Annotated in this window: 14 protein-coding genes; 5 read left to right on the top strand and 9 right to left on the bottom strand. The window is 58.6% G+C overall.

Annotation, left to right across the window (positions count from 1 at the left end):
* Nucleotides 1-3 precede the first annotated feature (3 nt).
* The 8 genes from DDZ17_RS17115 to DDZ17_RS17085 all read right to left on the bottom strand — a co-directional run bounded on the left by DDZ17_RS17115 (nucleotide 4) and on the right by DDZ17_RS17085 (nucleotide 8,993).
* Nucleotides 4-1,635, bottom strand: coding sequence for a long-chain-fatty-acid--CoA ligase (locus tag DDZ17_RS17115; protein WP_116368178.1), 1,632 nt, complete (start codon nucleotides 1,633-1,635; stop codon nucleotides 4-6).
* A gap of 141 nt (nucleotides 1,636-1,776) precedes the next feature.
* Entirely contained in the window at nucleotides 1,777-3,468 is a 1,692-nt protein-coding gene (locus DDZ17_RS17110) for an MBL fold metallo-hydrolase (protein ID WP_170150230.1), read from the bottom strand.
* 189 nt (nucleotides 3,469-3,657) lie between these two features.
* Entirely contained in the window at nucleotides 3,658-4,941 is a 1,284-nt protein-coding gene (locus tag DDZ17_RS17105) for an MFS transporter (protein ID WP_116368176.1), read from the bottom strand.
* Between the two features lie 258 nt (nucleotides 4,942-5,199).
* A complete protein-coding gene (locus DDZ17_RS17100) occupies nucleotides 5,200-6,207 on the bottom strand; it encodes a YeiH family protein (protein ID WP_116368175.1) in 1,008 nt (335 codons plus the stop codon).
* 73 nt (nucleotides 6,208-6,280) lie between these two features.
* Nucleotides 6,281-6,934, bottom strand: a complete 654-nt coding sequence (locus DDZ17_RS17095; RefSeq protein WP_116368174.1) for a DsbA family oxidoreductase — start codon at nucleotides 6,932-6,934, stop codon at nucleotides 6,281-6,283.
* The gene (locus tag DDZ17_RS22925; RefSeq protein ID WP_277749333.1) at nucleotides 6,931-7,065 is read right to left on the bottom strand and encodes a hypothetical protein; all 135 of its coding nucleotides are present in this window, start codon (nucleotides 7,063-7,065) and stop codon (nucleotides 6,931-6,933) included. Before DDZ17_RS22925 ends, DDZ17_RS17095 begins: the two co-directional genes overlap by 4 nt.
* A gap of 88 nt (nucleotides 7,066-7,153) precedes the next feature.
* Complete coding sequence (locus DDZ17_RS17090; RefSeq protein WP_116368173.1) at nucleotides 7,154-8,002, bottom strand: TauD/TfdA dioxygenase family protein; 849 nt, start codon at nucleotides 8,000-8,002, stop codon at nucleotides 7,154-7,156.
* 10 nt (nucleotides 8,003-8,012) lie between these two features.
* The gene (locus DDZ17_RS17085) at nucleotides 8,013-8,993 is read right to left on the bottom strand and encodes a quinone oxidoreductase family protein (protein WP_116368172.1); all 981 of its coding nucleotides are present in this window, start codon (nucleotides 8,991-8,993) and stop codon (nucleotides 8,013-8,015) included.
* Nucleotides 8,994-9,168: 175 nt separating this feature from the next.
* Between DDZ17_RS17085 and DDZ17_RS17080 the strand changes: the two genes are divergently transcribed.
* The 5 genes from DDZ17_RS17080 (at nucleotide 9,169) to DDZ17_RS17060 (ending at nucleotide 14,087) form a co-directional block, all read left to right on the top strand.
* Nucleotides 9,169-10,200, top strand: a complete 1,032-nt coding sequence (locus tag DDZ17_RS17080; RefSeq protein ID WP_116368171.1) for an AraC family transcriptional regulator — start codon at nucleotides 9,169-9,171, stop codon at nucleotides 10,198-10,200.
* Nucleotides 10,201-10,317: 117 nt separating this feature from the next.
* Nucleotides 10,318-11,343, top strand: coding sequence for an AraC family transcriptional regulator (locus tag DDZ17_RS17075; protein WP_116368170.1), 1,026 nt, complete (start codon nucleotides 10,318-10,320; stop codon nucleotides 11,341-11,343).
* Nucleotides 11,344-11,532: 189 nt separating this feature from the next.
* On the top strand, nucleotides 11,533-11,967 hold the full coding sequence (locus DDZ17_RS17070; RefSeq protein WP_116368169.1) for a GFA family protein: 435 nt from the start codon (nucleotides 11,533-11,535) through the stop codon (nucleotides 11,965-11,967).
* Between the two features lie 40 nt (nucleotides 11,968-12,007).
* The gene (locus DDZ17_RS17065) at nucleotides 12,008-12,559 is read left to right on the top strand and encodes a DUF1905 domain-containing protein (RefSeq protein ID WP_116368168.1); all 552 of its coding nucleotides are present in this window, start codon (nucleotides 12,008-12,010) and stop codon (nucleotides 12,557-12,559) included.
* A 106-nt stretch (nucleotides 12,560-12,665) separates the two neighbouring features.
* Nucleotides 12,666-14,087: a DUF1254 domain-containing protein gene (locus tag DDZ17_RS17060; RefSeq protein ID WP_170150229.1), complete on the top strand. Its 1,422-nt coding sequence runs from the start codon at nucleotides 12,666-12,668 to the stop codon at nucleotides 14,085-14,087.
* Between the two features lie 129 nt (nucleotides 14,088-14,216).
* Here DDZ17_RS17060 and DDZ17_RS17055 read toward each other — a convergent pair whose 3' ends face one another.
* Nucleotides 14,217-14,339 carry a CcdB family protein gene (locus DDZ17_RS17055; RefSeq protein WP_241505931.1) on the bottom strand — a complete coding sequence of 41 codons (123 nt, stop codon included), beginning with the start codon at nucleotides 14,337-14,339 and terminating at the stop codon, nucleotides 14,217-14,219.
* Nucleotides 14,340-14,529: the final 190 nt, after the last annotated feature.

The raw sequence follows: 14,529 nt of genomic DNA, 5'->3' as shown, positions 1-14,529 counted from the left end.
ACATCATGCACCAGGAAAAGCGTAATTTTTGAACTGTTCGCGCAAGACAATCTTCTGGATCTTACCGGTGGCCCCGTGGGGCAGGGACTCAACAAACTGTACGGCATCTGGTGTCCACCACTTGGCGATCCTGCCTTCAAACCAGCACAGCATCTCCGTCTCGTCCAGGTCATCACCGCCCGGCGCACGCACCACCACCAGCAAGGGACGCTCGCTCCACCTGGGATGATAATGGCCGATCACCGCAGCCTCGGCGACCTTGGGATGATCTGTGGCAACGTTCTCCACCGCAATAGAGGATATCCACTCGCCCCCTGACTTGATCACATCCTTGGTGCGGTCAGTAATCGCCATATAGCCGTCCGGGTCAATGGTCGCAACGTCACCGGTTTCAAACCAACCGTCTTCATCGTGAGCATCGCTTTCGTCTAGCTTGAAGTAACTTGAGCAAATCCAGGGACCGCGCACCTTGAGCGAGCCGAAGGCAACACCGTCCCAAGGCAATTCTGTACCCTGGTCATCGACGATTTTCATCTCCACCCCGAATATGGGACGCCCCGCCTTGAGCCTTACCCTGGCGAAATCTTCCTGGCTGTAGTGGTCACGGCGCTCTTCACTGGTATTGACACTGCCGAGTGGGCTCATCTCCGTCATACCCCAGCCCACGCGGGACTCGACCCCATAGCGTTCGAATTCTTCCATCACCGATACGGGACAGGCCGCACCACCGATGATCACACGTCGGAGTGACTCGACGGTCCTACCTGTGACTTTCAGGTAGGCGAGCAGGGCCAGCCAGACCGTGGGGACACCGGCGGACTGGGTTACGCCTTCCTCGTCAATGAGGCCGGCCAGCGTTTCACCATCGCCAGCTTTGCTGCCAGGTAGCACGAGTTTGGCACCGGCTATTGGACACGAATAAGGTAAACCCCAGGCGTTGACATGGAACATAGGCACGATGGGCATTACCACATCGCTGCGGGCCAGGCCCAGGGCATCGGGCATCATGGAGGCGTAAGCGTGGAGAATGGTAGAACGGTGCGAATACAGTACGCCCTTGGGATTACCGGTGGTGCCGGAGGTGTAACACAGGGCGCAGGCACTGCTCTCATCCACTTGCGGCCAGTTGAACTCCCTGGACTGATGGGCAATCAACGTCTCATAGCACAGCAGATCCAGCGTCTCGCTGCGCGGCATGTGCGAGGCGTCGGCCAGCAGTATCCAACCTTTAACACCCGGGCATTGGTGTGCAATGGCTTCTACCAGCGGCAGGAAGTCTGGATCGAGCAGTACCAGCTGATCCTCCGCGTGATTGATAATGTAAACCAGCTGTTCGACAAACAGGCGTGGATTGATGGTGTGGCATACCAATCCCGAGCAGGCCACAGCATAGTAGGTCTCAAAATGGCGATGGTCGTTCCATGCCAGAGTGCCTACGCGCGCGCCCTCATCGAGATTGAAACGCGCCAGCGCATTGGCCAACTGACGCGCGCGGGAAAAAGCGTCGCGATAGGTATAGCGATGGCGTTGATTGCCTTGGGTGAGCGAGACAATTTCCGCACCGCCATTGACCCGCTCCGCATGGGTCATGATGGACGTCACGCTCAGCTCGGCGTTCATCATTCCTCCAATCATAGACATCTTCCTTCGACTGACAAATTGATAGATTGCATACGCATGGGGGTCGCAGCACTGGTGCTACCCGGCCCTCTATTGGCCTGCTGGCCACTTGGCGCTTGGCGCAAACAGCGAAATAAAAAGCCTCTTGGAGCAACCCTAGTCGATGAGCGAGGCGAAATTCTGCGCAACTGGCCCGGAGTACTCGATAGCCCCGCTCGCCATGGCTTCACGCCAGGAAAGACTGCGCGCCCACAGCTTGATCAAGGTGCCCCGATGTAGCGACAAGGTATGGGTAGCGGCACTGCCGCCCTCGCCTTTGAAGGCAAGGGCATAGGGCGAAATCTCGAAGACATAGGTGTCCGCTTCATCTTTGATGGTCACGGCAAGGTCATACCGGGGTTCGCTCGCATTCTCCACCCGGTAGCGGTAACGCATGTCGGCAAGTAGTGCCGCGGAGTCTCGCCCGGCTGCGAGCAGTTCGGCGCGGGCACTGAGCAGGGTATCCCAGTCAATGCCCTGGGTTTCGTCCTTAAGTCGCGTAAGCAGATAGTTGCGCTCGGCGGCCGATCGGGTCTCGGCGGCAATACGGTGCAGGGCGTCCAACCGAATATCCCGTGCCGCTGAATCGGCGGGGTTCAAATCCAGCACTCGCGTTGCGAGCGACAAAGCCCAACGCGCCTCACCATCGTCCAATGCGTCCTTAGCGGCTTTGAGAATTCGCGGCGTACCACCAGCCAGCGCAAACAAACGCCTGTCTTCTTCTGTCTGGGTGAGGCGAGTCAGCGAGGTGATATCAGAAGCGAAGCCGGTCACTTTCAGCGTTGCACCGCGAATCAACCAGTCGAGACGGTGATAGTAGGGCTGCAGATCCGGATGACTGGCCAGCGGCTCAGGAATTTTCAGCTGGTCAATCATTTGATCGGCGGATTTTCCCTGCGCCGCAAGCCGGAATACCTGATCGGAAAGATAACGGATCACATCGATATTGGCCTGCAGCACATCATCGACGTCATCGGCTCCCAACAGTATCCGGCCGTGGCCAGGCACCACCACCTCTGGATGCAGGGACATGGCCGCGGCCAGCGAATCAATAAAACCCTGGGGCTCGCGCTCGGGCTCAAAACGCGGTGTGACCATAAAGGGGAGCGTGCCACCCAGGGTATCGCCGCTGAACAGCACTTTTTGCTCGGGCAGCCAAACCATCATGTGAGAGGCAATATCCCCAGCCGCCGGGATCATCTCCACCCTCACCCCGGCTATCGTCACGGTGGTGTGCTGGCCGATGCTCACTGTTGGCGAAACGATATCCGGCGTTTGGCCACCCAGCCTGGGAGAAGGGCCGATGCCAGAACCAATCGTACCCTGTGGTCCTTCCTCCAACAGGCTACCCATCTGGGACAGCACCCGCTCAGTGATCAGAAAGAACTTGTGGTTATCCAAATAGTTCAGGTATCTCTGCCAACCTTCAGGTGCATAGATGGCGACATCATCCGTTGCTTTTTCCATGAACACCGAAGAGCCACCAAAATGGTCTCCGTGGACATGGGTATAGACGATGGCCTTGACCGGCTTTTTCAATTGAGAGGCAAGCGTCTCCCAAGGCGGACGAACTGTATCGGGCAGCCAGCCGGTATCGATAACGATCAGTCCATCGTCCCCCTCAACAACAGAAAAGTTGGCGTAATCGGTACCAAAAAACGCGTAAACCCCCTTTGATACCTCGACAGGTGGCGCCTCGCGATCAAACTGACGATGAAATTGCATCAGCTCGGTATTCGCAGAGGTTTCTCCGAGAACGCCAGAAGCAGCAACAACAGCCAGGGTGAACACCAAGGATTGCAGGACCATGGCCGGCCCCGGGGCCAGCAGGCTCTGCCGTACTGATTTACAACGTTGCATATTCGCTCCTGTTTTAAGGCGCATTCCAATGAGTTCAACGCGATGGTTATTTGGCAAACAGCGGCCGACGTGGAGGTGTTGCTCGGTGGCCACCCGGGCGCACAGACAGTACAACGCCCTGCGAATCGCATGAAAATTTCAAACCGAGTTGCCCACCTTTTGGACGTCATTCAAGTAGGTCCATCTGGCAAGGAAGAACACACCTGCCGCCAACAGGCTCATAAAGGGGACCAGCTGCAAAGTGGCCTGCAGGCCAACCATGTCCGAAATCCGTCCTGTAAGCAGAGGGCCCGGCGCCATTCCCAGGAGATTGTTGGCCAGGGTCAGGGTGGCAAATGCCGTGCTGTGTATTCTGTAGTTGGTCAGGTTGGCAACCATAGCGGTAGACGGGCCGTTGGTGCCGCTGACCACCATCATGCCCAGTGTGAGCAGGGCCAACTGCAGGCCGCCATGGGGCAGGGCGAAGGCCAGCGAGAGCAGCAGAAATGTGGACACGCTGTACGCTATTGCCAATGAGACCTTGCGCGCGGGACAGTGGCGAGCGAGATAGTCCGACAGCATGCCGCACAGAATGGTGCCTACGCCGCTGCAAACCAGGAAGAATGCGGCCAACAGTCCGGCCTGGTCGGTTTCCATGTTGTAGTATCGATTAAGATAGCTGGGAACCCACACGATCAGGGTTCCAGCGACGAATAGTTGAAAACCGCTACCTATATACGCGCACAGGACAGAGCGTGTACTGAAAAGTGTACGCAATGGGTTGCTGTCCAACACACCCTTTTCCGATGCCGCCAACCGGCACGACCCTATGCGTTTCTCGGTGACAATGAAGGGGTACAGTACAGCCAGTACCAAACCAAACAATGCCATGCTGCTAAAGGCCGACCGCCAGCCAAAGTGCTCGGCGATTACTCCACCAAAGCCAACACCCAGCACCGAGCCAAACATGCCTCCAGCCATAAAGGCCGAGGCAAGGGTTGCCCGGAGCCCGACAGGAAACACCGATAGCACTACCGCAATGCCGACGCTGCCATAGGCCGCCTCGCCAACCCCCACCAGGAATCGTGCCAGGAACATCTGCTCGTAACTCTGTGCCAGGGCACAACCAAGAGTAGCCAGACTCCAGAGAATCGCCATTAGCGCCAGGCTGCGTATACGCCCCCAACGATCGGCAAGCAGCGACAACGGAAACGTCAGCAGCCCCACCATCAAGGCAACAATACCGCTGAGCAGGCCCAGTTGCTGGTCGGTCAGCAACCACTCATCCTTGATCAGTGGAAAGACGGCATTGAGCACCTGGCGGGACATGTAGTCTGAAATCAGCAGACCAAAGGTCAACGCAAACACCACCCAGGCATAGCGCCTGGTCACAGGGTTGTGCGATGTATCGCTGCTATCCAGCGCTGGAATCGAATGAGCCATGAATGCCTACTATTTTTTTCGTTAGCTGAATGGCTTTGAACTGCTCTTATCATCGGTGGCCAATGTACGCTACCAAGCGCAGCCCAGCTTTTCATTACACGACGAACGCTTTTCATTACACGACATGGACAGGACCCTGCGTCGCACGGCTGCCGATCAAGGGCATCGACAAAACACTACCGGCCAGTGGCTGCGGACAAGATAGCCAATCTATTAGAACACCGAGCAACCGGCATTCAGATTCCGGCGAGTCGGCACCTACCCCATACGAAGAATCATTAACACCATGCCGGCAAGAAAAAGCGTTTCTATAATCATCAGAAGCACAGGCTTAATACCGACGGCAGCCAACTCCCGCAATTGCGTCTTCATGCCCAGCGCAGCGATGGCAATCACCAAAAACCAGCGCGATACCTCATTGCCGAAGCCTTGAACTATTGGCGGCACCCATCCGGTGCTATTGAACGCGGCCAGTAGCACAAACATGACTGCGAACCAGGGCAATAGAGGCGGCCGCTCGGCACCGTTTTCTCCGCCCTGCGCGCGGGCGACCATCACAGCACAGACAATGACCGGCAACAGCATGGCAACCCGCATCAGCTTTACGATGGTAGCGGTATCCCCAGCTTGCGACGAGATGCTGTAACCCGCACCGACTACCTGGGCAACATCGTGAATGGTGCCACCCAGAAAGATCCCGGCGTCGATGTCACTCAGGTCGAACCAGTGCACAATCATGGGATAGACGATCATCGCCACCGTGGACAGAGCCGACACACCCACCACCGTGAACAGGGTCGCCCGTTCTTTGCCCGGGTGCGCCGGCAGTGCCGCGGAAAGCGCCATCGCTGCAGAAGCGCCGCAGATCGCGGTTGCGCCACCGGTCAGCAAGCCGAAAAGGGTATTGAAGCGCATCGCACGTGCCAAAACCATTGATAGAGCGATAGTGATGACCACCATACCGATAACGAGCGCGACCGGGCCCCACCCCAATGAAGCGATCTGATCGAAAGTGATACGCAGGCCAAGCAGCCCCACACCTACACGCAGCACGCTGCGCGCCGTAAACTCGATGCCCACCTTGCAGGGCCCATCCACGGCAAGGAAGTTCATTGACATGCCCAGCAGCAGGGCAAACAACATGACCGGCGCATCGTAGTGCTCCGACAGGAAGGTTGCGGCCGCCGCAACCATCGTGCTGGCGATCACACCTGGCAGTAGGGTCTGAGATCTTGTGCGTAATGTGGTCCAGGTGGTAACAATCATAGAAAATTTCTTTATCGGTGCGCGCGACAGGGTGCAAAACGGGTTGTGCCTCACAAAGTGATCAGCGCCCCGCTCATTGGTGCGCCCCAGCAGCGATGCATTGCAATAGGGTTTGGTGCAGAACGTCCGGGGGATGTGCCCCGGATACGAGCCGGTGCTTATCCACCACAAAACTCGGTACAGAAGAGGGCGCGGGCGAGGCGCCGGATCCGAAAGGCGCAGGATCATTCAGTGCTTGCGCTATCGTATCCCTATCAAAGCCACACTCTAACGCTGCGGCCTGCAGCAGGTTCGCATCACCCAGGTTAGCGCACTCTTCAAAGTGCGCAGAAAAAAGCCGCTCAAGCAGCACATTCGATCGCTCCACGGCCGCTTCACGGTGGCTGCAGGCCTGAAACAGATGATGGGCCATACGCGTATTAGGCATCCGAGGAATGTTGGACAGGTTCAGTGTCAAACCCGCCCGACCGGCGGCCTCCTGCACCTGCAGTTGGCGCTGGCGTACCGCGTCCTCGCTGCCCAGCCGGTTCAGGTAGAAGGCGCGATAGGGCAAACCGTTCGGTGGCAGATCGGGCAGTAACTGTACCCCCTTCCACCGTTGGCGCACTTCGACTTCCGGGTGAGTCTCACGCAGTTGTATAAGCGCACGTTCCAGATTCCTTTTGCCGATCAAGCACCAAGGGCAGATAAAATCAAAGTATATGTCGATGTGAAGGGTGTGCGTCATGCGATTGCCGTCAGTGTTGTATCAATGTCATGTACTCGCCCGGGCATCGCGCCGGCAGTGCCGCTGCACCCGCGCAAGGTGTTGCGCGGCGCCGCCGCGACGCCGATGACCGAGACTAAAATGATCAGCATCGTAGTCCGTATCCTGTGCTTGAGTGGCCAACAAAAGGCACCCAAGTGAATTCCCTGGAATACCTGTGATAGCTGCTCGGAGGATGGGTCAGTACGGCTTGTCACCGATAATGCCAGCACGCTCCATCTTGCGATGACATGGCGGATAGTCCATCACCGCATAATGCTGGGTGCTGCGGTTGTCCCAGATGGCAACACTGTAGGGCTGCCAGCGCCACCGCACTTGGTACTCCGGGATGTAGGCCTGGCTGACTAAATAGCGCAGAAGATCAGCGGCACCGGGATTGGCATCCTGGCCAAAGCGTACTCGATCAGGTGTGTGGTAGTTGCTGAAGTGGGTCGTGAACGCATTTACGAAAAGAACCTTTTCACCGCTCTCCGGATGTGTCCGCACCACGGGATGCTCGGCGTCCGGATACTGTGCTTTCAGTGCCAGTCGCTTGTCCATCGCCATGGCGGCGCCAAAACTGGCCTCGATGGAATGTCGCGCCCGAAGATCGGCAATCTGCTCCTTTATGTGTTTGGGCAGCATCTCATAGGCCAGTGCCATGTTGGCCCACAGGGTATCGCCGCCCACAGGGGGACACTCGATACAACGCAGTACGCAACCGAACGGTGGCGCTTCACGCCAGGTGGCGTCGGTATGCCAGGCATTTTCGTAGCGATCCACCGGTTGATCGGGCTGCTTGTAAATGCGCACCAAGCCAGGATGTTCGGGGTCGGATCCGGCTACCGGGTGATCTTCCAACGCACCAAAGCGTTCTGCAAATGCCACGTGTTCTGCGCGCGAGAAGTTCTGGTCCCGCAAAAACAGCACCTTGTGCCGCACCAGTAGACTGCGCAGTTCAAGAAACAGGCCATCGTCGTGAATGGCGTCAGCAAGATTAACACCGCTGAGTTCGGCGCCGATATTACAGGTCAGTTGATGGATACGCATGTTGGCAGCCTCAGATGACGAAGATGGACGAGCCGGTCGTCTTGCGCGCTTCGAGATCGCGGTGGGCCTGTACCGCATCCTGCAGCGCGTAATGCTGGTTGATTTCGATCTGAATTTGCCCGCTCCCAACAAGGTCAAACAGCTCAGTCGCCAGCGCCGACTTTTCCGCCGGATCTGCGATGTAGTCCGCAAGGGCTGGCCGCGTCATATAAACCGAGCCTTTCATGGCCAGCAATTGTGGGTCGAAGGGTGGAATAGTCCCGGAAGCGGTGCCCACACAGACCATAAGCCCGCGGCGCTTTAGGGAATCCAGTGAAGCATTGAAGGTGCTCTTACCGACACTGTCGAAAACCACGTCAACCCCGGTACCGTCTGTCAAATCGCGAACGCGCGTCGCTACATCGTCGTGGCTGTAATTGATAACGTGCTCGCAGCCGTGAGCCAGGGCGAGTTCAGCCTTTTCCGGTGAAGACGTCGTGCCGATTACCCGCAGGCCCAGCAGCCGTGCCCACTGGCTTACAATCAGGCCGACTCCGCCGGCGGCGGCATGGAGCAGAATCGTGTCGCCCGCCTTGAAGTCATGGATACGGCGAAGCAGGTAAGCCGAGGTAAGGCCGCGCATGGTCATCGCCGCGGCGGTCTCAAAGGCAATGGATTCCGGCAGTTTGATCAGCGGTCCTGCTGGCACCAGCCGTTCGGTGGCGTAGGCTCCGAGTGTGTTGATGAAGCCAGTGTAGGTGACGCGGTCGCCTTCCTTCACGTTGTCGACCTGCGGCCCAACCGCTGTCACTACGCCGGCGGCCTCAACACCCATGCCATTGGGCAGTGAAATAGGATAGGTGCCGTTGCGAAAGTAGGTGTCTGCGTAGTTCAGCCCGACGGCCACCTGCCGCAAACGAACTTCTCCCGGGCCAGGTTCGCCAACCTCGACGCTCTCGTAGCGTAGGACGTCGGGGGCCCCTGTCTCGTACATGCGAACGGCTTTGACCATGGCGGCTCTCCTCTTAGCATTTATTGGATTTGGCGGGTCGTGCTGAGGCATTACTTTAGGCCGCAGAAGATGCTGCAGCTTCACTTTGCGCGACAGCGGCTTTTCATTTCACGACAGGGGGGCGATAATTCCTGGGGGGAAGCGGTTCTTGCCCATACCGTCAATGGAGTAGAGGATGGCCAGTAAGATACGGGCAGCATCGTTAAGACACTACGTAGAGCTGGCCCGGCAAATGGGGCTGGATCCACACCGGCTCTTGGCCGAAGTGGGGCTGAACGCGGCGCTGCTAGAGCAGCCTGACAACCGCATATCCACTGATGCCTCAGTGGCACTTCTGGAAAATTCCGCACTTGCCAGCAACTGCCCTACCTTCGGCCTGCGCATGGCGGAGACACGGCAGCTGTCGGATTTAGGCGCCATGAGTCTTTTGCTGCTGCACCAGCGGACTCTGCGCGACGCCTTACATATCACCATTCACTACCGCCACCTTCTCAATGAAGCGCTGGTAATGCACATTGAGAGCGCCGGCAATCTGGTGATTATCCGCGAGGAGGTGGTGACCGAGAAAGCCATACCCGCGAGGCAATCTACTGAATATGCCATGGGTGTACTGTTCCGCTTGTGCCGCGCCATAATCGGTACCCACTGGCTCCCACACAGTGTCAACTTCACCCACGCCCCACCCCCCGATCTCCAGTTGCACCGGCGCATGTTTGGCGCTCGGGTGGAATTTGGCGCCGAGTTCAATGGTATCGTTTGCCCCGCGGCCGACCTCGACTTGCCCAATCCCCAGGCAGAACCCACCATGGCACGCTATGCAGAGGATTTCGTTTCCTCACTGCAAGGGGTCGAGCCGCTGTCGGAAATACAGGAAGTGCGGCAGGCCATCTATATGCTTCTGCCCATGGGGCGCGCAAGCATTGAGCAGGTTGCCCAGGCGCTGGGGGTTAACGCCAGAACGCTGCAGCGCAGGTTAAAAGATGACGACGCTACCTTTTCAGACCTGATCAACGAAGTGCGCTCCACTCTGGTACAGCGCTACCTCAGCAATCCCCGCTATTCCCTCAATCAAATCGCCGATCTCCTGGGCTATTCTGTACCCAGCTCCTTTACTCGCTGGTTTAGCGCTCGGTTCGGTATGGCACCGGTACGGTGGCGGGCTCTGCACGGCGTTACAACAGCAGACTCGCAAAGGCATGGTAACTAGTGGCGACCGGTTCTCGTGAAAGGGATTGATTCTCCTTGGGCCCATCCCATTCCGTAACGAGAGAATCGCCCAACATCAGTGCTGGCAACTCGATAGATTGTTTCAAAGAGCGTATGCGTGGCAGACAATACCGAAAAAAAGACCATTGAACGACACTATCTCGGCGTCATCAAATCTCAAGCTGACCGTTGCCTAAAAGGCCGTTTAGACCCGGAAAAGTATGACGCACTAATACGTGACATCAATCGGTACACAGAACCCTCGGACGAAGGTGAAGATCCAGTCGCCAAGGTGTTGCAGGCATTATGGAAAGCAACAAACGACGAGTATTTTGGGCTGGCTCCGGAGAAGGTTCCAAAGGGCACTTTTGCCCTGGTTTGCGATTACATGGCACGCGAGGACACACTGCAAGAAGCCCTGGTCAGAGGCGAATTGATACTGGATTTCCTACCACCCTCTTCACTACGACTGAACGTGAAACGCGTTGAGAAGCAGGTACATTTGTCGGTGCGCACCTACATCGGCCCTGAAGACCCGGATCACTTCCTGATCGAATTCTATATGATGCTCTGGCACCGCTTTCTTTCCTGGTGTATCGGAACGCCACTCCCCTTGGTAAGGGTGAACTTTTCGCACGCGCCAATGGAACCAGAAGCCAGCGGCTTCAACCCCTTCAGCTGCCCCGTTCATTTTCGAAGTGACAGCAGCCGCCTGGTATTCCCCGAACTCTACCTGGAATATCCGGTGGCCAGAAGCAGAACCGAACTGCAATGCTGGTTGCGGGAGTCACCCGGTGAAGTGGTCAGTGTCTTTCGAGAATCGGGTAATCTCAGAGCGCGGGTCAGAAGTGAAATTCAGGATGCGCTGGATACCGACGGCTCCATTCCGTCATTTCAAGATATTTGCAAGCGACTGCAACTTAGCCCCCGCGTAGTACGCGATCGATTGGCGCGTCTGGGCACAGACTACCGTCATATCAAGGATGACTATCTTCGCAAGCATGTGGAAGTCCTCCTCCGTGATAGGCAACGGGATATGAAGGAAGTACTGCTACAGTCCGGCTATAGCGACGCAGCGAGTTTAATACGCGCCTGCAAACGCTGGTTTGGCCTCACACCAAAAGGCTATCGGGAGACGCTGTAGGCCCACCGTTGTCCAGCTATCTATGTCGCCAACCGCCTGTAACGATCCAGATCAGTCGCGCAGCCCATTCACTTGACCGATTGTGCAGTCGCATGGGCTACGCGTCTTGCGCAAAAGATAATCCAGCCGCCGGCACACAACCATCGTATTTGCGCTAAGCTCAACACACACCCTGCCGAGGAGAAGGCCATGTCATCCCCGTCACAGCACACAGGCCATTGCCTGTGCGGCGCCGTCAAGATAACAGCCACCTGCAAGAGTGAACACGTTGAAGCCTGCCACTGCGGTATGTGCCGCAAATGGGGCGGCGGGCCGCTGCTGGCGGTGGAGTGCGAGAACGATGTGAACATCGAAGGCACTGACGACGTTGCCATTTTCAGCTCATCCGAATGGGCGGAACGTGGCTTTTGCAGGCACTGCGGTACCCATCTTTTTTATCGCCTCAAGGAAGGCGGCCATTACGCGCTGCCAGTAGGGCTGCTGGATGCCGGAGCAGGCTGGGAACTGACCGGGCAGATTTTTATCGATGAGAAGCCGACCTACTACGACTTTGCACAGAACACGCGCAACCTGACCGGTGAAGAGGTGTTCGCCCAATTCGCCCCGACGCCGGGTGACGGCTGAAGCAGGCAATGCGAAAGCGCCACATTTACACGAGCCCCTGATGCCCAAGAACCAACCACCCTCGCAATGTGACGCCGTGCTGCAGCGCCCACTCAACCCGGACGATGCAAGCGGCTGGACCTTTCTCGTATTGCCGCGTGCGGTGAGCGACACCCTGCCCCGACGCGGGCGAACCTCGGTGGAGGGCACGCTGAACGGCCAGCCCTTTACGGCGCAGCTGGAGCCAGATGGCAACAAAAGCCACTGGCTACGGGTGGATGATGCCCTGCGCAAAGCCGCCGGCGCCGAGGTGGGGGATGCGGTAGCACTCACCATCCAGCCAGTGAAGAAGGAGCCGGAACCGGATGTGCCCGCCGACCTGGCGCAGGCCCTGGCGGCGACGCCAGCCGCCCATACCACCTGGCATGCAACTACCACCCTGGCCCGTGTCGACTGGATTCACTGGATCACCAGCGCCAAGCAGGCCACCACCCGGCACAAGCGGGTGAACGACGCCTGCGACATGCTGGCCTCGGGCAAAAAGCGCGTCTGCTGCTTTGATACCTCGGGCTTTTACAGCAAGGCCCTTGGCGCACCAATAGCCGAGGGCTAGAACCCCGCCCCCCCCCGGCAACAGTTCAACTTGCACGACCACCCGCAGGCCTTTAAGGCCGGCAAGTTTGCTAACCTCAATGGCTTGCCTGTGGTGGAGATCGATAATGAAAAAAACACTGGCGCTGGTTCTGGTGGCGCTTCTGCTGGTTGGAGGATTACTGGTTTACCTCACCTGGGATACCGGCAAACTGGTGGCTTCGCGCCGGCAGCACAACGACGCGCTGATCGCCGAGAAAATGGCCGAGCACATCGGCGTGCTGGCCTACCTCTACGGCTACCCGCTGGTGGACATGGCGCGCCAGATGCACAACGAGACCCACCGCATCAGCGAAGACCAGCAGACCCTGGCCCCGGTGAACCGCTTCTACCGCTTCCCGGACCTTGTCACCCCGCAAACCCAGGCCAACTTCCGCGCGCCCAACAACGACACCCTGTACTACACCGCCTGGTACGACGTGCGCGAGGAGCCCCTCGTTATCCACACCCCGGATACCGGCGGCCGCTACTTCACCATTGCGGTCACCAACCAGTTTGCCGAAGTGACGCACATTGGCCGGCGCACCACCGGCACGGATGAACAGTACTTCGCACTGACCGGCCCCGGCTGGCAGGGCACGCTGCCGCCCGGGGTTCAGCAAGTGCCGGTAGACACCCCCACCGGCTGGCTGCTGGGCCGCATGCTGGTGGATGGCAAGGCCGACTTTGACGAGGCCATGGCCCTGGTGAATGCGGTGTGGGCGGCGGGCCTGTCGGAATTTACCCCCGGCCTGCGCCCGGCCATGCCCACGCCGCCGCGCGGCGAACCGCTGGAACCCCTGGACAGCCTGGCATTTTTTGACATTCTGAACAGCAACCTGCGCACCCTGCCACGCCGCCTTGGCGAAGACGCCCTGATGGCCCAGTTCGACGCCATTGGCGTGGGCCCCGGGGTGGACTTTGACGCCGAGGCCCTGAGCCCGGCCACCCGCCAGAGCCTGCTGGCGGCCATTGACGAAGGCCGGGCCATCGTGGAGGCCTCTACAGCCCGCACCATTGCCGACGTGAACGGCTGGATGATCTCCCGCAACATCGGCCGCTACGGTTTCGACTACATGCACCGCGCCTCGGTGGCGCGCGGCGGCTACGGCAACCTGCCGGAAGAGAGCCTGTACCCGGCCACCCTGTTCGACGCCGAAGGCGCCATGCTGAGCGGAGAACACCGCTACCGGATGCACTTTGCGCCCGGCCAGCTGCCGCCGGTGGACGGCTTCTGGTCGCTGAGCGTGTACACCCTGGACGCCAAGCTCGCCCCCAACCCCATCGAGCGCTACAGCATTGGCGATCGCAGCGACCAGTTGCAATTCAACAGCGATGGCTCGCTGACGCTGTACCTGCAGCACACCCCGCCCGACGAACAGGCCAACTGGCTGCCCACCCCGGCGGGCCATTTTCTGGCTGTGATGCGCCTGTACGAGCCCGCCAAGGCGGCGCTGACGGATGCCTACCAGTTGCCAAGGATTGAGCGCGTTGAACCGATTGAGGATTAGGACGGTATCGCCCTGATACACACCGGCAGCCACGCTGGCCGCCCAACAGCAGGCCCTGCCCGGCTGGGATGGCCGCTATCGGTGCGCGGCCAGGTCGAAGTCGCCCAAGAGCCGCCGCAAGTGCGGGCGTTAAATGCCAGTGACCAGAAAGTCGATTGCAGCGACGATGTCATCGCGACTTGCAGCGAATGCGCTCTCTTTCTTTTGAAGAAAACTGACAGATACGCTGGTTAACTGGTGAGAGAGCAGCACAAAATTTTGGGGCAACAACCTGCAATTTTATGAGCACGGCATGCGCTCGGTGCCGGAGAGCAGCGCCTGGCGGGCACCGGCCTGACCGGCCAGGCCGGCGGCGCTGTGAATTTTTCCGCTGTCATACATTTCCTGATTCACTCTGCTATCATGGCCCACCCCAGCGGCGCACCCAGAATGCCGCGGTCTG

The organism is Parahaliea mediterranea, from assembly GCF_003402235.1.
Classification (GTDB): domain Bacteria; phylum Pseudomonadota; class Gammaproteobacteria; order Pseudomonadales; family Halieaceae; genus Parahaliea; species Parahaliea mediterranea.
Note: the sequence above shows the minus strand (reverse complement) of the source record. Positions and strands in the feature narration are given on the sequence as shown.